Here is a 25,094-nt window from a genome sequence, read left to right as displayed (position 1 = left end):
CGTGTGTGCCGTGCGTCGTGGTTGTCTCTGCGTGTTCTTGTGCTTTTTTTCAGCGTGACGGCTTGGGCGCCGAGTCGCCGCTCCAGCCGTATTGCTTGATGGCGCGTTCGAGTTCCTCGGTCTTGTCCGAATCCATATGCGCGCCCGCTGGCATGGTGGCGAACTGCGGCGACGCCGTGGTGGCGGCCGCCGACTGTGTGCTGCGCTGCGCGACCGGTTGCGCGCTGGCCGCCGCGGGCGGACGCGGCACGGCGGCCTGCGTCGTCGCGGTGGATGGTGCCGTCGTCGAACTGCTCTGGCTGCCCGATTGCGGCGGGCGCGGCACGGTGGCGCGCGCGCCCGGCTGCGGCGGGTCCTCGCCGAGGTAATACGGGCCGCGCGCGTTGGCCGGGCGCGTGGTCTGCTGCGGCGGCTCATCGCCGAGATAGTAGGGCGCGCGCGGGCTCGCGGCACGCGGATTCGCGGCGGCGGCAGGCTGCGGTTCATCGTCGCCGAGATAGTAGGGCGTGCGTGCCGCCTGCGTGACCGGAGGCGCGCTGGGCTTCGCCGCTGGCTGCTGCGCTGACTGCGCTGACGACGGCGCGGCAGCGGCTTGTCGGGGCGCCTGTGCGGGCGCGGGCGCCGTCATCGTGGTGGCGACGGAGGGCGCGGCGGGCGGCGTGATGGTCGCCGCGGTGATCGCGTTGGTCGCCGCCTGGCCGCGCGCGAACTTCTCCGCGCGCGCTTCGAGGGCGGAGGCTTCATCGTCGGCCTGGCGCGCGGCGGCGCTGCGCTGCGCCGGACGACGCTCCGTCGTCGGCTTTTGCGCGAGGACGTTCGGCTTGGCGGACGCTGCAACGTTTGCCTGCGCGGGCAGCGGCGCGGCCGCGCTGGCGCTGGGTTTGGCCGCCGCGATTGCCGCCGTGTCGGCAGGCTTCGACGCGGTGGCAGCCGCAGCCGCCGAAGGCGTCGTGCTGGGCACCTTTTTCGCAAGCGCCGCCGATGCCGTCGGAGCGAGCCAGCCTGCATGCGAGATCACGCGTTCGAGCATGGCTTGCGATTCGATGTTGCTGCCGTCGAGCGCGAGCGCCTCGCCCGCGTTCTGCTGCACGCAGGCCCACGCGGACGTGCGTTCGCAGGCGCGCGCGAGTTGCAGCGCCGCGTCGCGCTGGGATTCGCGCTTGACGAGTTCGTCCTTCAGCGTTTCATATTCCGCGCGGCCTTGCTGCTGCGTCGGAAAAACTCTCAGCCGCGCGCGGGCGGTGGCGAGATCGTGGTCGTCGAGCGCGGCGCGCACGCCTTGCAGCGGATCGCCGGATGCGAGCGGACGGGTCTCGGCGGGAACGCGCCGCTCCGCGACGGCCGGTGCGGCGGGCGTGGCGGGCGTGTCGGTCGCGCCGCGGATCAGCGAACCGACTTTCGAATCGATGACGCCGGAGACACTGTGATCGGCGGAAGGCGTTCCGCCGCCCTCGGAATCGCCGAGCTGGTAATAGAACGCCGCGCCCAGCAGCAGCACGAGCGCACATGCGCCCGCGATGACGGTCTTCTTCTGATTCCAGCGCTCGGAGCCGGGCAGGGCGTCGGCATCGTTGCTGGATTCAGCGTAGGCGTTGCGCGCGGCTTCTTCTGCGCGCCGTGCGCGGTATTCCGCGGCTTTCTGGGCGATGCGCTCGCTCGCGCGCTCCGTCCAGCGCGAGCGCATGCCCGGCTCGACGCGCTCGGACGGCTTGCCGCGTGCGCCCATCGATCCGGAGGAAGGCGATGCAGAAGCCGATGCCGCCGCCGATGCGAGCGGCGCGGCTTCTTCGAACACGTTCGTGCGCGGCTTGCCCGAGGCGGTTTCGCGCTGCTGGCCGAATGCAGCGTTGCGATCGGCGCCGCAATTGGGGCAACTGTCGGCGTTTTTGCGCATCGTGCTGCCGCACCGCTGGCAGACGACGGAGAACATGGATGCGGGAAACGTCAGACGCGTGGTCATGCTGGAGCCCTCGAAGGACATGTGCGTGAGGTTGCCAAATTCGCGTGGCCGCCAATGCGCGCCGAGTCGTCGCGCCTGTACGCGGAAGCTCGGTTCCGCGACAGCAATCCTTCGTCATCCTTCCCCGCGCACGCTGCGCAGTCGGGGAGCGACATTTCGACTATGGTTCAAGCGCTATCGGACGTCAATTGCCTTTCGCACCTACTTCCGGGCCATTTTCAGGCGTATTTTAAGCGGCTACACCAAAGCGTTTCGCTGTGCCGCGCATGGCCCTGATGTCGATGTGAAAGCGTCGGATCGATGCGCGTACGGTTCCGGACCGGCGCGCGCGGAGCGCCACGCTTCTCTCGCTCACGATATTTCTGACATTTTGGGATGTCGCCGGCGGTTTTGAACCGCCAATCCTTAGCCGTTAACCGACAAGGGCGCGCAATGGCCGGATAACCCACTGATGCCAAAGCGTTTACGCTCCACGCCGAAGCGTTGTTACGTGCCCACGGCTGCCTGCGTAAACACCGATTGGCCAGTCGGCGAGCACTTCGCGGCCGGATTGTTAAGGTTTCCAAATCTTTGTCCGCAAAACGAAAGGGCCGCGACGCGTGTTTCGCGTCGCGGCCCTGATCGGACTCGGAGAGACCTTAGCTGGCCAGTTGCAGCTTGCCGTCGATACGGCGGTTCAGGCCGAGCGGATTGTCCGTCTTCAGCGCATCGGGCAGAAGCGCGTCAGGCAGATCCTGATAGCTGACCGGGCGCAGGAAGCGGTTGATCGCCAGGCTGCCGACCGACGTCGAGCGGCCATCCGCCGTCGACGGGAACGGGCCGCCGTGCACCATCGCGTGGCCGACTTCCACGCCCGTGCCGAAGCTATTCACCAGCAGACGGCCGGTGCGGCGCTCGAGCGCGGGCAGGATGCGCTTCGCTTCGGCGTAATCCGCTTCGTCGATGTGCAGCGCCGAGGTCAGCTGGCCTTCCAGCGATTCGACCAGCGCGAGCAGCGTCGCGAGGTCCGGGCAACGCACCACGAGCGACGACGCGCCGAAAATCTCTTCCTGCAGCGCGTGGCTCTTGCGGAACGCGTCGGCGGTGGTGACGAACAGCGCCGACTGGCCCTGGTTCTCGCCCTTCGGCTCGACGCCGCGCGCGGCGGTCGTCACGCCGGCATGCTCGCCGGCGCGCGCCACGGCGCTCTGATACGTCTTGCAGATGCCCGGCGTGAGCATGGTCTGCGCGGCCGTTTCATTCAGCGCCGCCGACGCGGCCGCGATGAACTTGTCGAGATCCGGGCCGTCGACGGCGAGCACCAGACCCGGGTTCGTGCAGAACTGGCCTGCGCCGAGCACGAGCGAGCCCACGAACGCCTTGGCGATGGCTTCGCCACGGTTCGCGAGCGCCGCCGGGAACAGCAGAACCGGGTTGATGCTGCTCATTTCCGCGTAGACGGGGATCGGCTCGGGGCGCGCCGCCGCGAGCTGCATCAGCGCCGTGCCGCCGCCGCGCGAGCCGGTGAAGCCGGCCGCCTTGATGCGGTTGTCCTTGACCAGACCCTGGCCGACGTCGCGGCCGCTGTCGAACAGCAGCGAGAACGTGCCTTCGGGCATGCCGCAATCCTTCACGGCCTTCTGCACCGCGCGGCCGACGAGTTCCGCCGTGCCGGGGTGCGCCGAGTGCGCCTTGACGATGACCGGGCAGCCGGCGGCGAGCGCCGAAGCCGTGTCGCCGCCCGCGACCGAGAATGCGAGCGGGAAGTTGCTCGCGCCGAACACGGCGACCGGACCGACGCCGATATGGCGCAGGCGCAGATCGACGCGCGGCAGCGGCTTGCGCTCGGGCTGCGCCGGATCGATACGCACGCCGAGGAAGTCGCCGTTGCGGACCACGTCGGCGAACATGCGCAACTGGCCGACCGTGCGGCCGCGCTCGCCTTCGAGACGCGCGCGCGGCAGGCCGCTTTCGATCATGCAGCGCTCGATCAGGTCGTCGCCGATATCGAGGATGTTCTGCGCAATCGTTTCGAGGAACTTCGCGCGCGCCTCGGGCGCGGTTTCGCGATAGACGTCGAACGCGGTCCACGCGAGCGCGCACGCGCGGTCGAGGTCGGCGAGCGTCGCGCCGCCGAAAGCCGGTTCGATGGCCGCGCCGGTCGACGCGTTGACGGCCTTGATCGAGCCGTTCGAACCGAAGACCGATTCCTGACCAATGAGCAGGTTGCCAGTGAGTTGCATGTTGTCTCGTCCTTGCTTGAATTGATTCGCGGCAGCCAGTTGTACGATGACTGCATCATGCCCGACTATACGGCTTCGCGCGGGCGGCTGTATAGTGAAACCTTTCCATCGCTTGATCGCTTTTTGGAATCACCCCGCGCTTTCCCGCAGGCTGAGGCATGAAGAACACGCTCGACGTACTGATGTCGCGGCTGCGCATGAAGCAGCTGCAATTGCTGATCTCGCTGGACGATCATAAATCGCTGCACAAGGCCTCGAGCGCGATGGCGATGACGCAATCGGCCGCCAGCAAGGCGCTCGCCGAACTCGAATCGATGCTGGAGGCGCCGCTGTTCGAGCGCGCGAAAAGCGGGCTGATCCCGAATCCGTTCGGCCGCTGCGTCGTGCGCTACGCGCGCGTGCTGGCCGCCGATCTGAGCGCGCTGTGTCAGGAAGTCGCGCAGATTCGCGCGGGCACGGGCGGGCGGCTCACGGTCGGCACGATCATGGGCGCGGTGCCGGCCGTCGTCGCGCCGATCGTCAACGACATGCACGCGAAGCATCCGGATCTGGCCATCGAGATCATCGAGGATACGAGCGCGCGCATGCTGCCGATGCTCGACGACGGCCGCGTCGATCTCGTGATCGGCCGCTCGAGCGTGTCGGATCAGCCGTCGAAATATCACTATCAGCCGCTCGCGGACGAGCCGCTGTGCATCGTCGTCGGCCCGGCGCACGAGCGCACGGGCGCGCGGGAAGTGGGGTTCGCGGACCTCGCGCCGTATCGCTGGGTGACCTACCCGAGCTACATGCCGATGAGCGCGCTGCTCGAACGCGAACTCGATCTCGCCGGCCTGCCGATGCCCGCCAATCCGATCTCCACCGCTTCGCCGCTCATGACGGTGACACTGCTGCAGGAAAGCCCGCAACTCGTGTCGATTCTGCCGGCGAGCGTCGCGCGCGTGTTCGAGCGCTACGGCATGCTGCGGATTCTGCCGGTGCGGATGAAATCGAAATCGCAGACTTACGGCATCGTCACGCGCAAGGGCGGGGCGCTCTCGCAGGCGGCGCGGCAGTTCGTGCAGATGCTGCGCGAACAGAGCCGGCCGCATTGACCTTCAACGACGTTCAGCGCGTCGCGACGATGAAGATGCGCGGGAAGGGCAACAGCGCGGTGCCGTCGTCGAAAACCGTGTAGGCGGCTTTCAGCCCGTCGCGATAGCGTTCGAGATACGCGGTCTTTTCATCGGCGTCGAGCGGCGCGAGGAACGGCCGCAGCCCGCTGCCCTTGAACCATTCGATGATCGCATCGACGCCGCCCTCGAGCGGATGATGGTACGTCGTGCGCCACACATCGACGCTCGCGCACAGCGGCGCAAGCAGCGCGTAATACGCCTCTGCGCGATAACGCGCCGTGCGCTCCACGCCCTTCAGCTTGTCGCGCCACGGGCCGTCGGCGGCGATTTCGCGCATCAGCCGATGCGCGGGTTCGTCGAGATTGTCCGGCATCTGCACGGCGAGCCGTCCGCCTTGCGAGAGCTTGCGAACCAGCGACGGCAACAGCGTCTCGTGATCGGGCACCCACTGTAGCGACGCGTTCGCGAGGATCAGATCGAACGGGCCTTCGCCCGCCCACGCGGAAATGTCGGCGAGTTCGAAATCGACGTCCGGCAGGCGTTTTCTTGCCGCATCGATCATGTCGGCGGAATTGTCGACCCCGATGACGCGCGCGTGCGGTGCAAAGTCGAGCAGCGTTTCGGTTGAATTGGCGGGGCCGCAGCCGAGGTCGATCGCGGTGCGCGCGGTCGCGGCCTGCGCCGCGTTCAGCAGATCGCGCACGGGCCGCGTACGCTGCGCTTCGAACAGCGTGTACTGGCGGGCTTGCCAGTCGGTCGATTGTGTCGTCATGTCGGACTCCAGCCGATGGTTCGTGTTGGGGACAGCCGCGATTCTGGACCCGCGCGTGCTCAGCGTAAAATGAATTTATGCTGCGGATTATTTGGTTTTTCTTATGAAAATCGACACGCTGGGTGTGCAGGCTTTCGTCGCCATCTCCGATCAGGGCAGTTTCCGGGGCGCGGCCGAGCGCCTCAACATCACGCAGACCGCGATCACCCAGCGCCTGCAGAAGCTCGAGGAGTTCCTCGGCGTGCCGCTGATCGAGCGCACCACGCGATCGATGAATCTGACCGAAACCGGGCGCACGTTCCTGCCGCAAGCGCGGCGTCTACTGGCGGAACTGTCCGCCGCGCTGGTCGAGATTCGCGAGACCGGCATGGCGCAGCGCGGCGACGTCTCGATCGCGTGCGTGCCGACCGTCGGCGTGCAATATCTGCCGCGCGTCTTGCGGGCGTACTCGGCGCGCTATCCGCATAACCGCATCCGGATTCTCGATCACGCGTCGTCGGCGGTCGCGCAGGCGGTGCTGCATCGGGAGGTGGAATTCGGCATCAAGATCGCCGGCGAGCATCATCCGGAACTGCACACCGAGCCGCTCGTCGACGACAGCTACGTGCTCGTCTGCCATCGCGATCATCCGCTCGCGAAACGCAGACGGATCGCGTGGCGCGCGCTGTCGGAGCATGCGCTGATTCTCGCGGGCGACGTGAGCGGCAACCGCGCCCTGATCGATGCCGCGCTGGAGGGCAGCGGCATCCGCTTGCATTCGTTCTACGAAGTCCAGCGCAGTTCGACCGCGCTCGGGCTCGTGGCGCAGCGCGTCGGCGCGGCGGTCGTGCCGGCGCTCGCGATTCAGAAGGACGCTTATCCGACCGTGCGGGCGATCGATCTCGTCGAGCCGACGGTCACGCGCTCGCTCGTGCTCGTGACGCGCAAGACGGCGTCGCTGTCGCCGGCGGCGCAGGCGCTCTACGCCATGCTGATGAAACCGTCCGATGGCATCTGAAGGAAGTACTGAATCCAGGTCGCGGAAAGGTCCAAGGGAAAACTCGGGTATGGCACTTTGATGCGAGCATCGCGCCTATACTGGCGGAGCGATCGCGGGCGGCTCCGGCCACCGGGGCAATGCTTTCGACTGCATATCACCGTCACCACACGCGCCGCGGTCCGGCGCGTTCAGCAAATCGGGACTTCGTAGATGAGCGACACGTCAGTCGGCGGCTTGAAGGGTCTCGTGGCCGCGCTGCGCGAGCAACAACCCGCGCTCACCGAGCGATGGATGAAGCTCGTGTTCGGCGATCAGGAAGTCGAACATTCCGATCAACTCACCTATCGACAGCTCGCGGATCATCTGCCGAGCATTTTCGAAGAGATCTGCATCGTGCTGGAATCGCGCAATCTGCGCGATCAGGAAGGCGCGATCGAGCGCGACGCGCGTCAGCACGGGCAATGGCGCTGGCAGCAGGGCTATCGTGTCGACGAACTGGTGCGCGAGCTCGATCTGTTCCGTCAGGTGCTGCTGCTCGCAATCGGCGAGTACGCGAGCACGCACGAGGATTTTTCGCGCGCCGACGAGGAGCACGCCCGCCTCATGACCGACGAAGTGGTGAGCTTCGTAACCCTCGCATCGATCCGCGAGGCGATCGGCGAGCGCGATCGCAAGATCGACGAATACACCGGCATGCTGGAGCGCGCGAACTACGAGCTGACGCTGCGCCAGAAGCTCATCAGCGATCTTTACGAAACGCGCATGCAGATCACGCGGCGCGTCGCCCACGATCTGCGCAATTTCCTCAATGTATTCTCGACGGCGCTGCAACTCGCCACGCGCTCGCCCGCGAAGCGCGACACGGCGCTCGGTCTCGCGAACCGGCAAGTCGCCGACATGGCGACGCTCGTCGATGAAATGGTCGAATACTCGAAAGTGCTCGGCGACGATTCACTGCTGGTCGTCGAGCCATTCGATCTCGTCGGACTCTTCGACGAACTGATGCAGGCGTGCCGCATCTCGACCGAGGCGAAGGGATTGAAGCTCGTCGGGCATTTCGATCCGGCGCTCGGCGCGGTGACGTCGAGCCGGCTGAAAGTGAAGCAGGTGGCGCTGAATCTGCTGTCGAACGCGATCAAGTACACGACCTCGGGCGAGATCGTCCTCGCCATTACCGCCGCGCCCGACGCGTGCTGGAAATTACGCGTCGCCGATACGGGCGTGGGCATCGGCGCGGCGGATCAGGAACGCGTGTTCGAGGAGTTCGAGCGCGCCGCCGATGACGACATCCCCGGCGTGGGGCTCGGGCTCGCCATCGTCAAGGAATTGTCTCGCACGCTGGAAGGGGACTTACGGTTCCAGTCGTCGAAAGGGCACGGCAGCGTGTTCGAAGTGACGTTCCCGATGGTGCTGGAACCGAAGGCGGCGCAAGGCCAGTAAAAAAGGCGAACGGGTCGCCCCGTCCGCCTTCCGGTCACTACGACACCCGAGCTACGCTCAGGCCGTCGCTTCTTCTTCGACCACTGCTTCGTCTTCCACCGACGCCCGGATCAGATGATCGAACGCCGAGAGCGATGCCTTCGCGCCTTCGCCGACCGCGATCACGATCTGCTTGTAGGGCACCGTCGTCACGTCGCCCGCCGCGAACACGCCCGGCAAGGACGTCGCGCCGCGCGCGTCGACCACGATCTCGCCGTGCTTCGACAATTCCACCGTGCCCTTCAGCCATTCGGTGTTCGGCACGAGACCGATCTGCACGAACACGCCTTCCAGTTCGACATGATGACTCGCGCCCGTCGCGCGGTCCGTGTACGTGATGCCGTTGACCTTCTTGCCATCGCCGGTGACTTCGGTCGTCTGCGCCTCGGTGACGATCGTCACGTTCGCGAGGCTGCGCAGCTTCTTCTGCAGCACCGCGTCGGCGCGCAGTTCGTTGCCGAATTCGATCAGCGTCACCGCCGAGACGAGGCCCGCGAGATCGATCGCCGCTTCCACGCCCGAATTGCCGCCGCCGATCACCGCGACGCGCTTGCCCTTGAAGAGCGGGCCGTCGCAGTGAGGGCAGTACGCCACGCCGCGGCCGCGATACTCGCGCTCGCCCGGCACGTTGATTTCGCGCCAGCGCGCGCCGGTCGACAGAATCACGGTCTTCGCCTTCAGCACCGCGCCGCTCGCCAGATGAATCTCGTTGATGCGGCCCGGCACGAGCTTCTCGGCGCGCTGCACGTCCATCACGTCGACTTCATAGCTTTTCACGTGCTGTTCCAGCGCCGTCGCGAACTTCGGTCCCTCGGTTTCCTGCACGGAGACGAAGTTTTCAATCGCCATCGTGTCGAGCACCTGGCCGCCGAAGCGCTCGGCGACGACGCCCGTCGCGATGCCCTTGCGCGCCGAATAGATCGCCGCAGCCGCGCCAGCCGGACCGCCGCCGACGATCAGCGTGTCGAACACCGGCTTGTTTTCCAGTTCCTTCGCGGCGCGCGCCGATGCGCCCGTGTCCAGTTTCGCCAGAATTTCCTTTACGCCCATGCGACCCGAGCCGAAGCTCTCGCCGTTGATGAACATCATCGGCACGGACATCACCTGACGGTCTTCCACTTCCTTCTGGAACAACGCGCCGTCGATCGCGACGTGTCTGATGCGCGGATTGATGATCGCCATCACGTTCAGCGCCTGCACCACTTCCGGGCAGTTCTGGCACGACAGCGAGAAATACGTCTCGAATGCGAAGTCGCCGTCGAGGTTGCGGATCTGCTCGATGGTGGCGTCGTCGAGCTTGATCGGATGGCCGCCCGTCTGCAACAGCGCAAGCACGAGCGACGTGAATTCATGGCCCATCGGAATGCCGGCGAACTGGATGCCCGCGGTCTTGCCCGCCTCGCCGATGGTGAAGGACGGACGACGCACGCTGGCGTCCTCTTTCTCGACGACGCTGATCTGGTGCGACAGCGAGGCGATCTCGTCGAGCAGGCTTTTCAGCTCGCGCGACTTGTCGCCGTCGTCGAGGAAGGCGACGAGTTCGATCGGCCGGGTGACTTTTTCCAAATACGCTTTTAACTGGTTCTTGAGATTGGCGTCGAGCATGGCGATGTCCGTTCCTTGACTTGGGTAGTGCAGACGCGCTTCACCGCGGCGCTGCGAAGCTCGCAGCGCCGGACGAAGGCGTCTTTTGGGGTGAACCCGCCGCTGAATCGCGGCAGGTTCGATGCAGCGCTCGTGACGAGGCTTAGATCTTGCCGATCAGGTCGAGCGACGGGGTCAGCGTTTCAGCGCCCGGCGTCCACTTGGCGGGGCACACTTGACCCGGGTGCTTGGCGATGTATTGCGCTGCCTGAACCTTGCGGAGCAGTTCGCCGGCGTCACGGCCGATGCCGTTGTCGTGGATTTCGCACAGCTTGATCTGGCCTTCCGGATTGATCACGAACGTGCCGCGCAGCGCCAGGCCTTCTTCCTCGATCAGCACGTCGAAAGCGCGCGAGATTGCGAGCGTCGGGTCGGCGATCATCGGGTACTTGATCTTCTGGATCGTGTCCGACGTGTCGTGCCATGCCTTGTGCGTGAAGTGCGTGTCGGTCGACACCGAGTAGATTTCCACGCCCAGCTTCTTGAATTCGTCGTAACGGTCAGCCAGGTCGCCCAATTCGGTCGGGCACACGAACGTGAAGTCGGCCGGGTAGAACACGAACACCGACCACTTGCCCTTCAGGCTTTCATCGGTGACGGTCTGGAAGTCGCCATTGTGGTAGGCGGTTGCTTTGAACGGCTTGACTTGACTGTTGATGATGGGCATTACCAGATTCCTCTTTGGAGTGGTGTTGAAGAAGTACGTGAACTATACAGGAAAGCTATCACACTTGCGAAGTGGATTGATTTTATTGTCGAGATAGCGATGGCCTATCGGCCCGATATTTTCTCGTTTTCCCGCATCCACACGCTGCTCTGAAAGACATGGTGTCTTACATCTTCATTTCAACGGCGATGGCATGAAATTCGGAATTTCCGGAGTCGGGGTTGACGGATTCGATAAGCGGAACGTCCGTACGGGAAAGCGCGAGAAGCGGCGCGCGCCGTGCGACAATCTGCAAACTTTCCCGATGAGCCTTAACATGACGGACCGGGCTGGCGCGATGGGCGTGATTCATCGAGTCATCGTCCGCCGTCGTGGACTCGCAGATTGATCTATGAAAACCGCTTCTCCCCCGCAGGACGTGCAGAACCCGCAACACCGCTTCGGCGAATGCGATGAGTGCGCGGATGTCGAACTCGTCGCGACCGCCACGATTCCGACCCGCTACGGCACCTTCGATTCCTACGTTTATCGCGTGAAGCACACGGACGTCGAGCACATCGCTTTCGTGATGGGCGACGTGAGCAACGGCGACTCGGTGCTGACGCGCCTGCATTCCGAATGCGTGACGGGCGATGTCTTCGGCTCCTACCGCTGCGATTGCGGCGAGCAGCTCGATCTGGCGCTGCGCTATATCGCCGCGGAGGATCGCGGCATTCTGCTGTATCTGCGCGGGCATGAAGGGCGCGGCATCGGCCTTGCCAACAAGATCCGGGCGTATGCGCTGCAGGAACAGGGACTCGATACCGTCGATGCGAACCTGCATCTCGGCCTGCCCGACGACGCGCGCGAATACGACTCCGCCGCCGCGATCCTGCGCTCGATGAACGTGAAGTCGGTGCGTCTGATGAGCAACAATCCGTCGAAATTCGACACGCTGCTCAAGCACGATATTCCCGTGTGCGAACGTGTCGCGCTCGCCATTCCGATGCGCGAGGAAAACGAGCGTTACATCAAGACGAAGCAGGCGCGCTTCGGGCATTACTTCGACGAGAACGAATAAGACCCGCGCTCACCGCGCGTCGTGAAAGATCACCCCCAGCATGTGCCGCCGCCCCGAGCGCAGGCGGCTCACGCCGTGCTTCATGTTCACGCGATACGGCCCGCGCGTGCCCTGCACCGGCCGATGATGCACGGCGAAGAACACCGCATCGCCCTGTGACAGCGGCACGACTTCCGCGCGCGACTGCATGCGCGGACGCTGCTCGGTCATCACGAATTCGCCGCCGGTGAAATCGCGGCCGGGCGCGGAAAGCAGGATCGCCATCTGAATCGGGAATACGTGTTCGCCGTAGAGATCCTGATGCAGGCAGTTGAAATCGCCGGGCACGTAACGTAGCAACAAGGGCGTCGGCCGCGTCTGCCCCGCGCGATGACAGCGCTCGATGAACGCCGCGTGCTCACGCGGATAGCGCGTCTCGATACGCATCACCTCATTCCAGCGATTGGCGACCGGCGCGAGATGCGGATAGACCGCGCGCCGCACGCGCTCGAGCGTGTCGGGCAGGGGATACGCGAAGTACTTGTATTCGCCGCGCCCGAAGCCGTGGCGCTCCATCACGACGCGGCTGCGAAAAATCCCGTCGCGATCGTACTGGGCGGCAAGCGCCTGGCATTCTTCGGGCGTGAGGAGCGCGGGCGTCGTGGCGCAGCCGTAGCCATCCAGTTGGGCTTCGAGATCGGCCCAGTCGAGCGCGTCGATGCGTGCTTCCATATTCGCCGCCGTTGCGCGTTCGAGCACCTTCATGTCGTTTCTCCGGATGTGCGTGAGCGTGCCCGCAGTGTGCGCCGGGCGCCCGGTTCACGCACTCCGGGTCTTGCTGTGCAATTCGCGCCGGCGGTCAATGCGCCATCGCGGTCTCCGCGATGCGCTCCTGCAGCGCGGCCTTGCGCGCGGCCATCTTCGCGCCGAGCGCGACGAGTTCCATCTTCGCTCTGCGCACTTCCGGAAAGAGCGTGGATTCTTCTTCCTCGATGTGATGGGTCGTGTTTTCCTTGAGCACCTTGAAGGTCGCGTCGAAGCCGTCTTCGCCCGCTTTCAGGTTCGTGAGCCGTTCGATCAGCGTCTTGACGAGAAAATGCTCGACATAGGCCTCATCCACATCGATGCGTTCGTGCGCGGCGAGCGCATGCTGGGCATCGGCATACAGCAATTCTTCCTCGACGATCGTGTGAATCGTCAGCAACTCGCACGCGCGCTGCGCGAGCGCGTTCCTGCGCTCGAAATCGTTGGCGTCGGCGCGTTCGAAGGCATCGAACAATTGTTCGATCGCACGGTGATCGGCTTCGAGCATGTCGAGCGCATCAATGGGTCGCGGGGTTTGAGCGATAGACATGGGGTTCTCCAATAGAGGGCTCTGGCGGCCCGTTAAGCGACATCTGCGCGTCCTCAGGCGCCAAAGCGCAGCAAGACAAATGCCCGCGATTTGACCAGTTAACGGCGTCGTCGCGCCGGTCTAAATGGTCGAATCCGCCGAAACGTTCAGGTCACGTTGCCGCAGCACCTTCACCCGCCACCACGCGGGCAGCAGACGCCGCACCTCGGCGCGCGCGAAGCGGTCGTCGATCAGAAACAGCACGCCGCGATCGAGCGGCCCGCGAATCACGCGACCGGCCGCCTGCACGACTTTCTGCAAGCCGGGAAAGAGATACGTGTACGCGTAGCCTTCGCCGAACGCTTCGTGCATGCGCGCCTTCATCTGCTGGTTGACGGGGTTCAACTGCGGCAGGCCGAGCGTCGCGACGAACGCGCCGATGAGCCGCGTGCCCGGCAAGTCGATCGCTTCGCCGAACGCGCCGCCCAGCACCGCGAAGCCGACGCCGCGTCCGTCTGGCACGAAGCGCGCGAGAAATTCGCGTTGCGCCGCCTCGCTCATCGCGCGGGACTGCTGCCAGCATGGAATCGACGGATGCCGCGCCGCGAGCGCCGCCGCCACTTGCGCGAGATAGTCGAAGCTGCTGAAGAAGCTCAGATAGTTGCCTTCGGCGCGGAAATACTGCGCGGCGATGAGATCCGCGATGCGATCCACCGAGCGCTCGCGGTCGCGATAGCGCGTGGAGAGATCGGCGATCGCGCGCACGTCGAGTTGATCGGCGGAGAAGGGCGATTCGACATCGATACGCACGCTCGACTGCGGCAGCCCGAGCGTGTCGGCGTAGAAATGCGCGGGCGTGAGCGTCGCGGAAAAGAGTGCGACGCAGTGCGCGCGCGCGAAACGCGGCGCGAGATGCGGCGCGGGAATCACGTTGCGCAGGCACAGCACGGCGTTGGGCTTTTTCGTGGCCGAAGCCGCGAGCGTGATGTCGAAGATCGAGTGCGTCCCGAAACGCTCCGCGATGCGCGTGAAATGCAGCGCATCGAAATAGAAGCGCAGGGTGTCGGGCGTAAAAACGTCGGGTAGCTCGCCGAGCGTCTCGGTCATCAGCGAGACGGCTTGCCCGAGCGCGTTCAGAAACCGCGCGGGCGATTCCGGATGCGCCGCGTATTCGACGCCGGCGGCGTGCTGGTCGCTCGCCGTCTCGTTCCAGCTTCGCGCGACACGGCTGAGCGCCTTTTTCAGCAACGGCGGCGCGCCACGGCGCATCGCGTTGAAGGCGGCCTGATCGAGCGTCGCGGAATACATGCCGCGCGCGCGTTCGACGAGATTGTGAGCTTCGTCGACGAGCACCGCCACGCGCCAGCGATTCGCCTCCGCGAGCGCGAACAGCATCGCGCTGGTATCGAAGTAGTAGTTGTAATCGCCGACGATCACATCGCCCCAGCGCGACAGTTCCTGGCTCAGATAGTACGGACAGACTTCATGCCGCCGCGCGACCTCGGCAATCGACGCGCGATCGAGCTGCGCGCAGTCGAGCGCGGCGGCGCGCGCATCGGCGAGGCGATCGTAGAAGCCGCGCGCGAGCGGACACGATTCGCCGTGACACGCGCGATCCGGATATTCACAAGCCTTGTCGCGCGCGACGAGTTCGACGACGCGCAAGAGCGTCGCGGCGAGCGTCGTCAGCGCATCGAGCGCCAACTGGCGTCCCGCGCTTTTCGCCGTGAGAAAGAAGATCTTGTCGAGTCGCTGGCCCGGCCACGCCTTGAGAAGCGGAAAGAGCGTGCCGACCGTCTTGCCGATGCCAGTCGGCGCCTGCACGGCAAGACAGCGCCCCGACACCGCCGAGCGATACACCGCTTCCGCGAGCGCGCGCTGGCCGGGCCGGAAATCCGCGTGCGGAAACGCGAGCGCGGAGAGTGCGGCGTCGCGCGCGGCGGCGTGCGCGAGTTCCTGCCGCGCCCACGCGATGAAGCGTTCGCACTGCGCCTCGAAATGCGCGGCGAGCGCGCTGGCCGTCTGCGTCTCGACGAGCACGCTCTCGCTCTGATCGACGATATCGAAATAGACGAGCGCGATCTCGATGGCGTCGAGCCCGAGCTTGCGGCACATCAGATGCCCGTAGACGCGCGCCTGCGCCCAATGCAGATGCCGATGATTCTGCGGCATCGATTCGAGCCTGCCGCGATGCGTCTTGATCTCTTCGAGCCGGTTGAGCGCGGGATCGTAGCCGTCGGCGCGGCCACGCACGCACAGCGGCCCCCAGGTTTCCGACAGCGAGATTTCCTTCTGGTAGCCGGCCGGCCGCCGGCCCGTGACGGTCACGTGGCCCGCGACGCCTTCCTGCGCGCTCGGCGTCGGCGTGAAGCGCAGATCGAGATCGCCCTGCTTCGCCGTGAACTCGCACAGCGCGCGCACGGCGACCGTGTAGGCGGGCTCGGGTACTGTATGCATGTACAGCAGTCTAGCATGCGCTTATCGCCGCCAAAGCGTGTTTCAGGATGCCGCGCGCAACAGCGTGCCGAGCGTTTTCATCGCGCTTTCGATCTGCGGCGACCACGGATGGCCGAAGTTGATGCGCACGTGATTCCCGTAAGCGTGGCGGGCGGAGAAGATCGGCCCCGGCGTCACGTTGATGCCGTGTTCGAGCGCGCGCCGATGCAACTGCATCGCGTCGACGTGTCCGGCCAGTTGCAGCCACATGAAATAGCCGCCGTCGGGCCGCACGCACGCGACGTCCGTCGCCAGCCAGCGCGCGATGGCGTGCTCCATCGCGTCGCGTTGCGCGAGCAGGGCGCCGCGCAGCTTGCGCAGATGCTTGTCGAAGCCGCCGTGCTGAAGATAGTCCGCGATGCCCGCCTGAATCGGAATGCTGGTCGAGATGCTCGTCATCAGCTTGAGACGGCGGATCGCGCTGGCGTGGCGGCCCGCCGCGACCCAGCCGAGCCGATAACCCGGCGCGAGCGTCTTCGACAGCGATGCGCAATGCATCACGAGCCCTTGGGTATCGAAGGCTTTCGCGGGTGGTGGGCGATCCTGCGCGAAATGCAGTTCGCCGTAGACGTCGTCCTCGATGAGCGGAACCTCGTGCTTCGCCAGCAACGCGACCAGCGCGCGCTTTTTCTCGACGGACAGCGTCACGCCGGTCGGATTCTGGAAGTTCGTCATGAACCAGCACGCGCGCACCGGATGCTTGTCGAGCGCCTCGGCGAGCACGTCGAGATCGAGACCATCACGCGGATCGACGGGAATCTCGACCGCGCGCAGCCCCAGATGCTCGACCGCCTGCAACGCCGCATAGAAGCACGGCGATTCGATCGCGACGACATCGCCGGGCTTCGTCACCGCCATCAGACAGAGCGTGAGCGCTTCCATCGCGCCGTTCGTGACGATGAGTTCGTCCACCGGCTGCGCGATGCCCATGCCGATGTAACGCAGCGCGATCTGCCGCCGCAGTTGCTCGTTGCCCGGCGGCATGTCGACGACGGTGCTCCACGGATCGAGCATGCGGGCCGCGTGCGCGAGCGACTTCGCGAGACGCGGCAACGGAAAGAGCGCAGGCGATGGAAACGCCGAACCCAGCGGCACGATGTCCGGACGCTTGACGGCATCGAGCACGGAGAAGACGAGACTGCTCACGTCGATGGGCGCGGGCTCCGTGAGCGGGGCGGGCGGCGGCGCTTGCGGCGGCAGCGTCGCGCCCGGCGCGACGTAATAGCCGGAGCGCTCGCGCGCGCGAATCAGCCCCCACTCTTCGAGCAGGTAATACGCCCGAAAGACCGTCGATTGTCCGACGCCGTATTGCGTCGTCAGATGCCGCACCGAAGGCAGGCGCGTGCCGACGGCCAGCCGGCCCGCGCGGATCTCGGCGGCCATCGTGTCGGCAAGGGCTTGATAGCGCTTCATCGCGTGACGTGAGTAAGAGTTCGCGCGCAGGCTTTGCGCGGCGCGAAATTGTCTCACACGGTTTCGCGAAGGAATATCGACGTACCGCCGCGCGTTTAATGGACAAGCGGTTTAATCGCCGCGCCTGGTTTTCAAACCTTTCGGAGGTCGTTTCATGAAACTCGCCAGAATCGCAACAGTCGTGCTCGCGCTCCTCGCCGGCCTGCTCGCGGGATGTCAGACCGATGGCGGTTCGACGTCATCCGGCACGACGTCCAGCAGCGGCAGCAGCGGCGGATATTGAGCGCGTCTGCCGGTCCCGACGCCGCGCCGTTGCCGCCGGGCATGTCGGCGGCGCAGTTTCGCGCGGCGCTCGCGGCTTTCGCGGCGGCGCTCGGCGGCGATGCGGTGCTGCCGAACGATACCGCTTCGCAACTCGAGCCGTATCTCGATCCGTTCGCGCCCGGCGATGCGTCGGCGCATGCGCCGTCCGCCGTCGTGCTGCCGAACGATGTCGACGGCGTGCGCGCGGCGTTGGCGGTGGCGAACCGGTATCGCGTGCCGCTCTGGACCGTCTCGACGGGACGCAACTTCGCATACGGCGGCGCGGCCCCGCGCATGCGCGGTTGCGTCGTGCTCGATCTGCGGCGGATGAACCGCATCATCGAGATCGACGAGACGTTGGGTCATGCGCTCGTCGAGCCGGGCGTGACGTACTACGATGTGCATCGCGCGCTCGGCACGCCACGGCGTTTCTGGCTCGATCCGCCCGCGGCCGGCTGGGGCAGCGTGATCGGCAACACGCTCGAACGCGGCTACGGCACGACGCCTTACGGCGACCACGCGGCCAATCAGTGCGGCATGGAAGTCGTGCTCGCGAACGGCGAGGTGGTACGCACCGGCATGGGCGCGATGTCGTCGAGCCGCGACTGGCAGGTGTTCAAAAGCGGCTTCGGGCCGTCATATGACGGCATGTTCATGCAGTCGAACTTCGGCGTGGTCACGAAACTGGGTCTCTGGCTCATGCCGGCGCCCGAGGGCTACATGATCTGCCGCTACGCGTTCGCGCGCGAGGACGATCTGGAGGCCATCGTCGATACGCTGCGCCCGCTTCGTCGCGACGGCACGATCCAGAGCAACGCGGTCATCGAAAGCGCGGTGCGCTGGGCGGCGGGCGTGTCGACGCGCAAACAGTGGTACGACGGCGACGGCGCCATGCCCGACGACGCCATCGACGCGATGGCGCGCAGGATCGGCATCGGGCGCTGGAATCTGCGCTTCTGCCTGTACGGGCCGGAGTCGCTCGTGAAGGCGCGGCGCGATATCGTGCACGCACGCTTCAAGCCGATCGCGGGCGCGACGCTCTTCGAGATGCCGTATCGCGAGGGCGTCATGGAACCCGAGGGCGGCGGCGATCGCGCGCAAGTGGGCATTCCCGGTCTCGAAGCATTCAGCCTGCTGAACTGGCGTGGCGGCTCGGGCGCGCATATCGATTTCTCGCCGGTCTGCCCGCCGATCGGACGCGATGCCGTCAAACAGGTGCGTATGGTCCGCGAGCGTGCCGAGCAATCCGGCTTCGACTATTACGGCGGTTTCACGGTGGGCGAACGCGCGATGCATCACATCTTCGCGGCGATTTTCGATCGCGACGATCCGAAACAGTCGCGCGCGGCGGGCGCGCTGATCGAAACGCTGATCCGCGATGCGGGCGCGGCGGGCTACGGGCAATATCGGACGCATCTCGCGTATATGGATCTCGCCGCCGCGCAATACGATTTCAACGATCACGCTTCGATGCGGCTATCGGAAACGATCAAGCGCGCGCTCGATCCGAACGGCATTCTGTCGCCGGGCAAACAGGGCATCTGGCCGTCGAAGCCTTTTGCGCGGGACGGATGATGAGCACGACGCGGCGTGAGTTCCTCATCGCGATGGGCGCAGCGGGATGGCCGTCGAGGTCGTCCGGCATCGTCATGCGGGCCTCGACGCGCATCTGGGTCGTCGATCAGGACTTGCGGCAAAGTGGCGCCGTTTTGCGTCGGGCCACGCGCATCGCCGCGCTTTCCGGCGATGCGGGCTGGCTCTGGTTCGAGCGATTGTCGAAGGAAGCGGTTGCGCGTTCCGACGGAATTGGCGGAATCACGCGCTTCGCGGATGCCTTCGTTTTCGCGCAACTGGGCGCGGAGATCGGTATGCGCGCGCAGCATCATCGCGCATGGGACGACGGCGCGCTGCTATGGACGCTCGAACACGGCTGAAAGCGCTTCGCTAGAATGAACGCATCTCGATATTGCCGCGCACGGAAGAAACGATGGAAGCCACGCACACCCGCACGATCGCCGACTGGCACGCGCACGTTTATTTCGATGCCGTGAGCCGCGACGCCGCGTGGCAATTGCGGCTCGTTATTGAAGCGCGTTTCGCGGACGAACTGCAAAGCGGCGCGTTGCGCCTCGGCCGTTTTCACGAACGCCCGGTCGGACCGCATCCGATGTGGTCGTTCCAGTTGGGATTCGGCGGCGACCTGCTCGCGCCGATGCTCGCGTGGCTCACGCTCAATCACGGCGCGCTCGACGTCTTCATGCATCCGAATACCGGCGATGCGCTCGTCGATCATCGCGATTCGGCCGTGTGGATCGGCCGTTCGCACGAACTCGTGCTGACGAGTCTGGGTGGCTGATGCAAAAAGAAAAAGGCGGACCGCGTCCGCCTTTTCTTGACTGCTCGCGAGATTACTTCTTCGCGCTGGCCGTTTTCGGCGACACGGCGCGCACGGCCGTCTGACTCGCTACGCTAGCGTCGTTCTGCGCGGCCTCGACCACTTGCTGCGCGGCTCGCTTGGCGGCTTCATAAGCCGAATTCGCCGATTCGGTCGCGGCGTCGATCGCGGTCTTCCACGCCGTCACCACGGCTTCGCTGCCGACGGGCGCGTTGCTCGCGAGGCTCTGGACGAACGCCTGAACATTGCGCTGCGACTTCTCGATCTGATCCTGCGCCGCTTCGAGATAACCGCCGCGCACGCCCGCCGCGATCTCATAGACGCCCAGCCAGTACGCCTGCACGCGCTTCGCGCTGTCTTGCAGATGCTGGTTCTGAAACGCGAAGAATTCCTGCGGATCGCGCACGGACAGCGACCGGGCGATGAGCGCCTGATGTTCGTCGAGCGTCGTTCTGACCGTACGCACGTTCAAATCGACCAGTTTCTCGAAACCCTCCACGGCTCGGGAGGCGAGACCGAAGGTCGTGTCGACTCCGGCCTTTTGTGACGCGATTACGTTTTCCGGCGCAAGACTGCTCATGCTCGACTCCATAGGGAAGTTGCGAATAGATAGCGCAATGAGGTAACGCTGAATTGTGCAGTGCAGCGAATGCCTTATTCTAAGCCAAGTGGATGAAGTGTCAATTACGTTTTCCCCGCTTGACTTTAAACCAGGCTGCTATCTGATCAAAAATAATAGCTAATAGTCAATTAATAAGCAGGCTTATGAGGACTGTATACTTTGATCACACATCACATAATCCGAACGATCATTTCATTTTCTGGAAATATTCCGAAATTCGAAAGAATCCCGTCCGACCGGACGGTGAACCTGCGGTCGCATAGCTGCCTGTCCGTCAAGCGTGGCGGCATTCTGCTCGTAAACACCTAAGCCAAAAGCGTTCGAATGCGTTGTTTACCCACTTGACGCATTGATGTGCCAGTTGAAACAATCTCGCACTGCAACGCGCGGGTCGATCGGCATTTCCAGAGCAGGCGTGAGGAGTTGTTCCTGTCACTGCCTCGTCATCGTAAATGCGTACGCTTCACCTCGCGCGAATGAGCCGGCGCTGAACGGCATATAGATATAAATCGAGAGAATTAGAGAAAATGGGGCGACATTCCCAAACCCTGGGCCACCTTGAGCGTAGTCACGAAGACAACACCTTGCGGCGCGCCATGGCCGCGCGGCTCGACCGAGCCCTGCAGAAAGCCAACATCAGTTCCGCAAAAGCCGCTGGCTGGCTCGACGTAAGCGAGCACGACGTGCAATTCTGGCGGCGCGGCATCACGGTTCCGCCGTTTGCCGCATTCAGCCGCATCGGGAAAGCGCTGGATATCGATCCGCACTGGCTCTGCACGGGCCAGGCGCAGCACGCCCATCACGCCAACTGAACGCGTTCGCGGCGGCGCGCGTGGCGCGCGCCGTCTGTCGTGCTTCCCTGAACGTCAGATTTCCGTCGGTACGGACGGCGCCGGCTTGCGTCCATGCATCAGCACGGTGCCAATGCCGCTCGCCGCGATCACGCACATGCCGATTGCCATCCACATGTCGGGCACCTGGCCGAACAGCAGCCAGCTGAAGAACGCGGCGAATGCGAGCTGACCGTAGGAAAAGGGCGTCAGCAGGGACAGCGGCGCGCGGCGCAGCGCCTGCAACATCAGCAGTTGCCCGCCGGTTGCCATCGTCGCCATGAAGACGACGAGCAGCCAGCTTCCCACGCGCACTTGCGCGAGCGCCGGCAAGGTCTCGGCCTGATCCATCCAGACGAGCACGCACAGCACGACCGTCGCGACGAGCGCCGTGAGAAAGTTGGTGGTGATCGCGTCGTCGACACGCGAAAGGTGACTCGACAAGACCTGAAAGCACGCGAAGGTCGTCGCCGCGCCGATCGGAAAGATCACGGTCCAGCTGAACTGACTGCCGCCCGGCCGCACGACGAGCAACATGCCGATGAAGCCGAGCACGACCATCGCCCATTTGCTGCGCGGCACTTCGTCTTTCAGCACGAGCGCGGCGAGCAGCGTGGAGATGAGCGGCGCGAGCATCGCGAGCGATGTCGTGACCGGCAGCGGCAGATGCCGCAGGCCCGCGAACGTGCAGGCGGAATTGGTGAGGAGGAGCACCGCGCGCACGACCTGGAGCTTGATCGCGCCCGTGCGAAACAGCCCGAACGCGCCGCGCCGGACTTGCCAGACGCCCAGCACGATCATCTGGAAGAGATAGCGCACCCAGAGGAGCGCAAGCAGAGGGACCGCGGTGCCGATCAGCTTGACGGTGGAATCGCTGGCAGCGAAGAGTGCCGTCGTCAGGATCATGATGGCGATACCGGCGCCGGTGTTATCGGTATCAATCCGGTATCGCGCCTTGCCCTCTAAGGTTGCCATCGAACTCTCGTTTGTGAAGGACGGCTTTTAGGCCGTTGCTTCAATTCTCCCGGCATCGCAGGCTACTGGCAAGGCGACAGTAAAGTTCTTTTCATGCGTGTTGTGTGTGGGTCACGACGCGGTAAATGTACTAGACGGTTCGAACAAACGCGTGATGCGGTAATGGGGATCATCAACCGTTCGTGCTTTTCGGTCCTAATTCTTGTCGCGGCAATTTAAGACGCGGATTAGAGCTTTCCTATGCGTGGCTCTCTAATATTTCATCAACGCCGAACGACACAGCACGAACAGCAATCATGAACAAGAAGCGCATCATCCTCGCCGCCGCGGTCATGTCGATGAGCCTGATCGCGTTCATGTCGATGAATACCGGCCGCGCCGCATTCGACATGTATTCAGATAGCAGCACGATGTTTGCGGTCGATTACGAGCAGAATCGTTCGCCGGCCGATGCCGTCGCGATGTTGGAGCAGTGGAAGTAAAGCAGTGGCAGTAACTAGTAGCGAAGCAGTAGCAGTAGCAATAGCGGTAACGCAGTGACTTGGAAGTGAGTAGTTGCAACAGCAGTGCAGTAGTAATAACCGCGTGAAAGTGAGTAGTTGTAGTAGAAGTGATGCAGTACAAAAGCCGGGCGTCTGCGCAAGCAGCCGCCCGGTTTTTTCATGCGGCGTCAGCCTGCGCCGACGGGAAAGTATCCAGGCTCATTATTTCGCTCAAACGCCTTGCGCCCGAGTATTTGCCGCCTACACTTAAAGTAGTTTCTCAACTGCTTCGAGGGAGGCAACGATGAGAACGAGAACCCGCGAAGTCGTGCGTATGCTCGCCACGTTTCGTCATGCCGCGCATTGCCGGCGCTTGCGCGCGGCCGCAGCCGCGCAAGAAGCGCGCGATCTCGCCAATGAGGCATCGCAGGACGACGCGGAAGAGGACGAGCGTGCCGAGTCCGAAGGGCATCTCGCAGTGCGCAAGCCGCATCCGGGCATGCATTGAGCGTCGTTCGCTCAGACGCGTGCCGGATTTCTGAACGGCGAGAAGCGCCAGTGCCCGCTCGCGTCCTTCACCGCGATCGCGCCATGCTCGTGCAGCACCTCGCCGATGGCGCCAGGCTTGATCTCGTCGGAGATACGGATGACGAGCAAGGTTCGCTGCGGCGTCGCGTCATCGGAGACGTGCGGCGTGGGCGAACGCGGCGGCAATGGCTCATGCGGCACGAATCGGTTGCGCGCGCCGATCACGCCCTGATGCTCGCCATGCGCGACGTATTCGGCATCGTCCTCGTCGTGTGCGGGCGGCAGAAGCGCATCGATGTCGACGTCTCCTTGTCCCGCGCGGTAAAGATGTGCATCGTCGCGTCGCAAGCCCGCGAGCTGCAATGCGCGAAGCGCGTCGTGTCCATCCCGATAGGAACCGAACACCCCAACTATGACCTGATTCATCGTCGCCCCCTCTGTCGGTCCGCTTCGTCGAGCGCACCAAGCAACGGATGTGTTTATGCGCATGTCTGATCCGCGCTCCGTGTTGTTCATTTCGTCAGAAGAACATCAGCAACGGCCGTTCCCGCATGATGGTTTCGAAAGGAAGGATGTCGATGACGAATCCGTAGCAGGTTGCGACCCCAACGGCTATCACCTAAAGTAACTGAGCTTCTTGTCCCGGAACCGCGCGTCACGCGACGCGCTCTTCGCGAGGTTCGAATGATTGCGAAAGCCTGTGCTTGGATGCTCGTGCTGATGGCAGGCTCCGCGGCGGCGGCGCCGTGCTACAGCGACGGCGATGTCGTCACGCTCGAAGGCACGGCCACCCGCCAGGGCGCGCGTGAAGCGGACGCGTCCGCGAAGCCGGCGTGGGTACTCACGCTGACGAGCCCGATCTGCGTCACGAGCGCGAGCACGGGACAAGGCGGGCGGCAACAGTCGACGGTATCGGCGGTGCAGATCATCGACGCAACGCCGGCGGACAACGCGCGCATCCAGCTGACGGGCAAGCTCGTCACGGGCAACGTCAGCAGCTATTACGCGGTGCCGACCGCGATCTGGGTGCTCAAGCAGCGCGCACTGTCGGGGCAATAGCGCCCGTCCGCCCGCATGGGCGACGCGCTGCAATCGAAAGAAGAACGAACGATCAGGCCGCTTTCGCGTGCGCGTGACAGCGCCAGTATTCGGCCACCACGATATGCACCGGCTGATGCTCCAGCTTGCGCTCTTCGGCGAAGCGCCAAATGGCGTCCAGTTGCGCGCCGGTGCAGCGGAACCCTTCGCGGCGCGGCGCCGTCTGGTTTTTCTTGTGCGTGGTCATGGCAATCCTTTTTTAGGACCTTCCCCGGCAGGGCATGATCGTTCGACCGGGCGACCCGTGCGCGCGAACGCTGCCTGCTGCTGTCACATTAAGCCGTAGCCGCGCATACGGAACCGGCTGTTAGCGCACATAGCCATGGGGATTGCTTACGCACCTGGAATAAACCTTACGTCCCGGCCGTTTAGCACTGCAGGAACCCGCGCTGGAAGCGAGACGCGGGCAAGGGAGGAGAAGCCTGTGAGCGCCGATCTACATGCGCAAGAGGAACTCGCGCACATCGGGCGAATGATCGCGGAGCTGGAGCGCGCGATGACGGGGCGCGGCGACCCGCTGCGGCACGCCGTCATGCGGCCGGAATACTGGCAAAAGCGCATCGATGTACTGATGGCCGCATCGACGAACGAACCGCTGCGGCGCGATGCGGCGGCGCTGCGCGAGCGTCTTGCAGACGTCTTCGCCGACGCGCCCGAACGAGACACGGGGCAAGCGGGAGGGCGGCGCAGGAGACTGGCGGTAGAAAACGAAGCGAAGCGGCGTGAACGGCGGCGCATCTGA

General features: G+C 64.6%; 27 protein-coding genes. 13 read left to right on the top strand and 14 right to left on the bottom strand.

Going from position 1 to position 25,094, the window contains the following annotated elements; all coding sequences use genetic code 11:
• Positions 1-49: 49 nt before the first annotated feature.
• Together NK8_RS19460 and NK8_RS19455 are read right to left on the bottom strand one after the other, a co-directional pair.
• A complete protein-coding gene (locus NK8_RS19460; RefSeq protein WP_213229071.1) occupies positions 50-1,960 on the bottom strand; it encodes a zinc ribbon domain-containing protein in 1,911 nt (636 codons plus the stop codon).
• A 638-nt stretch (positions 1,961-2,598) separates the two neighbouring features.
• Positions 2,599-4,182 carry an aldehyde dehydrogenase (NADP(+)) gene (locus NK8_RS19455; protein ID WP_213229069.1) on the bottom strand — a complete coding sequence of 528 codons (1,584 nt, stop codon included), beginning with the start codon at positions 4,180-4,182 and terminating at the stop codon, positions 2,599-2,601.
• 158 nt (positions 4,183-4,340) lie between these two features.
• On the opposite strand from NK8_RS19455, the gene NK8_RS19450 reads away from it, so the two are divergent.
• Positions 4,341-5,276 (top strand): LysR family transcriptional regulator, encoded by a 936-nt coding sequence (locus tag NK8_RS19450; RefSeq protein ID WP_213229067.1) that lies wholly within the window; start codon positions 4,341-4,343, stop codon positions 5,274-5,276.
• Between the two features lie 13 nt (positions 5,277-5,289).
• Here the strand turns inward: NK8_RS19450 and tam are convergent, their stop codons facing one another.
• Complete coding sequence (tam, locus tag NK8_RS19445; protein WP_213229058.1) at positions 5,290-6,069, bottom strand: trans-aconitate 2-methyltransferase; 780 nt, start codon at positions 6,067-6,069, stop codon at positions 5,290-5,292.
• A 103-nt stretch (positions 6,070-6,172) separates the two neighbouring features.
• Here tam and NK8_RS19440 point away from each other — a divergent pair, with 103 nt between their 5' ends.
• The gene (locus tag NK8_RS19440; RefSeq protein ID WP_213229056.1) at positions 6,173-7,066 is read left to right on the top strand and encodes a LysR family transcriptional regulator; all 894 of its coding nucleotides are present in this window, start codon (positions 6,173-6,175) and stop codon (positions 7,064-7,066) included.
• 192 nt (positions 7,067-7,258) lie between these two features.
• Positions 7,259-8,488 carry a sensor histidine kinase gene (locus tag NK8_RS19435; protein WP_162067677.1) on the top strand — a complete coding sequence of 410 codons (1,230 nt, stop codon included), beginning with the start codon at positions 7,259-7,261 and terminating at the stop codon, positions 8,486-8,488.
• Between the two features lie 57 nt (positions 8,489-8,545).
• On the opposite strand, the gene ahpF is transcribed toward NK8_RS19435, so the two are convergent.
• From ahpF to NK8_RS19420, 3 genes are all read right to left on the bottom strand, one after another.
• Positions 8,546-10,132: an alkyl hydroperoxide reductase subunit F gene (ahpF, locus tag NK8_RS19430; RefSeq protein ID WP_213229053.1), complete on the bottom strand. Its 1,587-nt coding sequence runs from the start codon at positions 10,130-10,132 to the stop codon at positions 8,546-8,548.
• A gap of 142 nt (positions 10,133-10,274) precedes the next feature.
• Positions 10,275-10,838, bottom strand: coding sequence for an alkyl hydroperoxide reductase subunit C (ahpC, locus tag NK8_RS19425; protein WP_061175309.1), 564 nt, complete (start codon positions 10,836-10,838; stop codon positions 10,275-10,277).
• A 166-nt stretch (positions 10,839-11,004) separates the two neighbouring features.
• Positions 11,005-11,190 (bottom strand): hypothetical protein, encoded by a 186-nt coding sequence (locus NK8_RS19420; protein WP_213229051.1) that lies wholly within the window; start codon positions 11,188-11,190, stop codon positions 11,005-11,007.
• 39 nt (positions 11,191-11,229) lie between these two features.
• Here NK8_RS19420 and ribA point away from each other — a divergent pair, with 39 nt between their 5' ends.
• Positions 11,230-11,898 carry a GTP cyclohydrolase II gene (ribA, locus tag NK8_RS19415; protein WP_162067674.1) on the top strand — a complete coding sequence of 223 codons (669 nt, stop codon included), beginning with the start codon at positions 11,230-11,232 and terminating at the stop codon, positions 11,896-11,898.
• A gap of 9 nt (positions 11,899-11,907) precedes the next feature.
• On the opposite strand, the gene NK8_RS19410 is transcribed toward ribA, so the two are convergent.
• The 4 genes from NK8_RS19410 to NK8_RS19395 form a co-directional block, all read right to left on the bottom strand.
• Positions 11,908-12,642, bottom strand: a complete 735-nt coding sequence (locus NK8_RS19410) for a 2OG-Fe(II) oxygenase (RefSeq protein ID WP_213229049.1) — start codon at positions 12,640-12,642, stop codon at positions 11,908-11,910.
• Positions 12,643-12,736: 94 nt separating this feature from the next.
• On the bottom strand, positions 12,737-13,231 hold the full coding sequence (locus NK8_RS19405; protein ID WP_162067672.1) for a hemerythrin domain-containing protein: 495 nt from the start codon (positions 13,229-13,231) through the stop codon (positions 12,737-12,739).
• Between the two features lie 120 nt (positions 13,232-13,351).
• Positions 13,352-15,667: an ATP-dependent DNA helicase gene (locus NK8_RS19400; RefSeq protein WP_213229047.1), complete on the bottom strand. Its 2,316-nt coding sequence runs from the start codon at positions 15,665-15,667 to the stop codon at positions 13,352-13,354.
• Between the two features lie 42 nt (positions 15,668-15,709).
• Positions 15,710-17,119 (bottom strand): PLP-dependent aminotransferase family protein, encoded by a 1,410-nt coding sequence (locus tag NK8_RS19395; RefSeq protein ID WP_213229045.1) that lies wholly within the window; start codon positions 17,117-17,119, stop codon positions 15,710-15,712.
• 154 nt (positions 17,120-17,273) lie between these two features.
• Here NK8_RS19395 and NK8_RS43395 point away from each other — a divergent pair, with 154 nt between their 5' ends.
• Genes NK8_RS43395 through NK8_RS19380 form a run of 4 tightly spaced genes read left to right on the top strand, consistent with a single transcriptional unit; the run spans position 17,274 to position 19,778 of the window.
• Positions 17,274-17,402, top strand: coding sequence for a hypothetical protein (locus NK8_RS43395; protein WP_286202788.1), 129 nt, complete (start codon positions 17,274-17,276; stop codon positions 17,400-17,402).
• A 41-nt stretch (positions 17,403-17,443) separates the two neighbouring features.
• The gene (locus tag NK8_RS19390) at positions 17,444-18,997 is read left to right on the top strand and encodes an FAD-binding oxidoreductase (RefSeq protein ID WP_213230434.1); all 1,554 of its coding nucleotides are present in this window, start codon (positions 17,444-17,446) and stop codon (positions 18,995-18,997) included.
• Complete coding sequence (locus NK8_RS19385) at positions 18,994-19,356, top strand: hypothetical protein (RefSeq protein WP_225936274.1); 363 nt, start codon at positions 18,994-18,996, stop codon at positions 19,354-19,356. Before NK8_RS19390 ends, NK8_RS19385 begins: the two co-directional genes overlap by 4 nt.
• 53 nt (positions 19,357-19,409) lie before the next feature.
• Positions 19,410-19,778 carry a DOPA 4,5-dioxygenase family protein gene (locus tag NK8_RS19380; RefSeq protein ID WP_162067669.1) on the top strand — a complete coding sequence of 123 codons (369 nt, stop codon included), beginning with the start codon at positions 19,410-19,412 and terminating at the stop codon, positions 19,776-19,778.
• 52 nt (positions 19,779-19,830) lie between these two features.
• On the opposite strand, the gene phaP is transcribed toward NK8_RS19380, so the two are convergent.
• The gene (gene phaP, locus NK8_RS19375) at positions 19,831-20,397 is read right to left on the bottom strand and encodes a TIGR01841 family phasin (RefSeq protein WP_225936273.1); all 567 of its coding nucleotides are present in this window, start codon (positions 20,395-20,397) and stop codon (positions 19,831-19,833) included.
• Positions 20,398-21,035: 638 nt separating this feature from the next.
• Between phaP and NK8_RS19370 the strand changes: the two genes are divergently transcribed.
• Entirely contained in the window at positions 21,036-21,251 is a 216-nt protein-coding gene (locus NK8_RS19370) for an XRE family transcriptional regulator (protein ID WP_225936272.1), read from the top strand.
• Between the two features lie 54 nt (positions 21,252-21,305).
• Here the strand turns inward: NK8_RS19370 and NK8_RS19365 are convergent, their stop codons facing one another.
• Entirely contained in the window at positions 21,306-22,244 is a 939-nt protein-coding gene (locus NK8_RS19365) for a DMT family transporter (RefSeq protein ID WP_213229041.1), read from the bottom strand.
• Positions 22,245-22,540: 296 nt separating this feature from the next.
• On the opposite strand from NK8_RS19365, the gene NK8_RS19360 reads away from it, so the two are divergent.
• Positions 22,541-22,726: a hypothetical protein gene (locus NK8_RS19360; protein WP_213229039.1), complete on the top strand. Its 186-nt coding sequence runs from the start codon at positions 22,541-22,543 to the stop codon at positions 22,724-22,726.
• 304 nt (positions 22,727-23,030) lie between these two features.
• Positions 23,031-23,234, top strand: coding sequence for a hypothetical protein (locus tag NK8_RS19355; RefSeq protein WP_213229037.1), 204 nt, complete (start codon positions 23,031-23,033; stop codon positions 23,232-23,234).
• An 11-nt stretch (positions 23,235-23,245) separates the two neighbouring features.
• Here NK8_RS19355 and NK8_RS19350 read toward each other — a convergent pair whose 3' ends face one another.
• On the bottom strand, positions 23,246-23,680 hold the full coding sequence (locus NK8_RS19350) for a hypothetical protein (RefSeq protein WP_213229035.1): 435 nt from the start codon (positions 23,678-23,680) through the stop codon (positions 23,246-23,248).
• 258 nt (positions 23,681-23,938) lie between these two features.
• Between NK8_RS19350 and NK8_RS19345 the strand changes: the two genes are divergently transcribed.
• Complete coding sequence (locus NK8_RS19345; protein ID WP_225936271.1) at positions 23,939-24,313, top strand: hypothetical protein; 375 nt, start codon at positions 23,939-23,941, stop codon at positions 24,311-24,313.
• Positions 24,314-24,365: 52 nt separating this feature from the next.
• Here the strand turns inward: NK8_RS19345 and NK8_RS19340 are convergent, their stop codons facing one another.
• The gene (locus NK8_RS19340; protein ID WP_213229033.1) at positions 24,366-24,539 is read right to left on the bottom strand and encodes a hypothetical protein; all 174 of its coding nucleotides are present in this window, start codon (positions 24,537-24,539) and stop codon (positions 24,366-24,368) included.
• 237 nt (positions 24,540-24,776) lie between these two features.
• Between NK8_RS19340 and NK8_RS19335 the strand changes: the two genes are divergently transcribed.
• A complete protein-coding gene (locus NK8_RS19335) occupies positions 24,777-25,094 on the top strand; it encodes a hypothetical protein (protein ID WP_225936270.1) in 318 nt (105 codons plus the stop codon).

The organism is Caballeronia sp. NK8 (assembly GCF_018408855.1).
Taxonomy (GTDB): Bacteria; Pseudomonadota; Gammaproteobacteria; order Burkholderiales; family Burkholderiaceae; genus Caballeronia.
This window is presented reverse-complemented; position numbering and strand designations above follow the sequence as displayed.

Coding starts and splice junctions, on each gene's coding strand:
- NK8_RS19460 (WP_213229071.1), bottom strand. CDS start 1,960: ATGACCACGCGTCTGACGTTTCCCGCATCCATGTTCTCCGTCGTCTGC.
- NK8_RS19455 (WP_213229069.1), bottom strand. CDS start 4,182: ATGCAACTCACTGGCAACCTGCTCATTGGTCAGGAATCGGTCTTCGGT.
- NK8_RS19450 (WP_213229067.1), top strand. CDS start 4,341: ATGAAGAACACGCTCGACGTACTGATGTCGCGGCTGCGCATGAAGCAG.
- tam (WP_213229058.1), bottom strand. CDS start 6,069: ATGACGACACAATCGACCGACTGGCAAGCCCGCCAGTACACGCTGTTC.
- NK8_RS19440 (WP_213229056.1), top strand. CDS start 6,173: ATGAAAATCGACACGCTGGGTGTGCAGGCTTTCGTCGCCATCTCCGAT.
- NK8_RS19435 (WP_162067677.1), top strand. CDS start 7,259: ATGAGCGACACGTCAGTCGGCGGCTTGAAGGGTCTCGTGGCCGCGCTG.
- ahpF (WP_213229053.1), bottom strand. CDS start 10,132: ATGCTCGACGCCAATCTCAAGAACCAGTTAAAAGCGTATTTGGAAAAA.
- ahpC (WP_061175309.1), bottom strand. CDS start 10,838: ATGCCCATCATCAACAGTCAAGTCAAGCCGTTCAAAGCAACCGCCTAC.
- NK8_RS19420 (WP_213229051.1), bottom strand. CDS start 11,190: ATGAATCACGCCCATCGCGCCAGCCCGGTCCGTCATGTTAAGGCTCAT.
- ribA (WP_162067674.1), top strand. CDS start 11,230: ATGAAAACCGCTTCTCCCCCGCAGGACGTGCAGAACCCGCAACACCGC.
- NK8_RS19410 (WP_213229049.1), bottom strand. CDS start 12,642: ATGAAGGTGCTCGAACGCGCAACGGCGGCGAATATGGAAGCACGCATC.
- NK8_RS19405 (WP_162067672.1), bottom strand. CDS start 13,231: ATGTCTATCGCTCAAACCCCGCGACCCATTGATGCGCTCGACATGCTC.
- NK8_RS19400 (WP_213229047.1), bottom strand. CDS start 15,667: ATGCATACAGTACCCGAGCCCGCCTACACGGTCGCCGTGCGCGCGCTG.
- NK8_RS19395 (WP_213229045.1), bottom strand. CDS start 17,119: ATGAAGCGCTATCAAGCCCTTGCCGACACGATGGCCGCCGAGATCCGC.
- NK8_RS43395 (WP_286202788.1), top strand. CDS start 17,274: ATGAAACTCGCCAGAATCGCAACAGTCGTGCTCGCGCTCCTCGCCGGC.
- NK8_RS19390 (WP_213230434.1), top strand. CDS start 17,444: ATGTCGGCGGCGCAGTTTCGCGCGGCGCTCGCGGCTTTCGCGGCGGCG.
- NK8_RS19385 (WP_225936274.1), top strand. CDS start 18,994: ATGATGAGCACGACGCGGCGTGAGTTCCTCATCGCGATGGGCGCAGCG.
- NK8_RS19380 (WP_162067669.1), top strand. CDS start 19,410: ATGGAAGCCACGCACACCCGCACGATCGCCGACTGGCACGCGCACGTT.
- phaP (WP_225936273.1), bottom strand. CDS start 20,397: ATGAGCAGTCTTGCGCCGGAAAACGTAATCGCGTCACAAAAGGCCGGA.
- NK8_RS19370 (WP_225936272.1), top strand. CDS start 21,036: ATGGCCGCGCGGCTCGACCGAGCCCTGCAGAAAGCCAACATCAGTTCC.
- NK8_RS19365 (WP_213229041.1), bottom strand. CDS start 22,244: ATGGCAACCTTAGAGGGCAAGGCGCGATACCGGATTGATACCGATAAC.
- NK8_RS19360 (WP_213229039.1), top strand. CDS start 22,541: ATGAACAAGAAGCGCATCATCCTCGCCGCCGCGGTCATGTCGATGAGC.
- NK8_RS19355 (WP_213229037.1), top strand. CDS start 23,031: ATGAGAACGAGAACCCGCGAAGTCGTGCGTATGCTCGCCACGTTTCGT.
- NK8_RS19350 (WP_213229035.1), bottom strand. CDS start 23,680: ATGAATCAGGTCATAGTTGGGGTGTTCGGTTCCTATCGGGATGGACAC.
- NK8_RS19345 (WP_225936271.1), top strand. CDS start 23,939: ATGATTGCGAAAGCCTGTGCTTGGATGCTCGTGCTGATGGCAGGCTCC.
- NK8_RS19340 (WP_213229033.1), bottom strand. CDS start 24,539: ATGACCACGCACAAGAAAAACCAGACGGCGCCGCGCCGCGAAGGGTTC.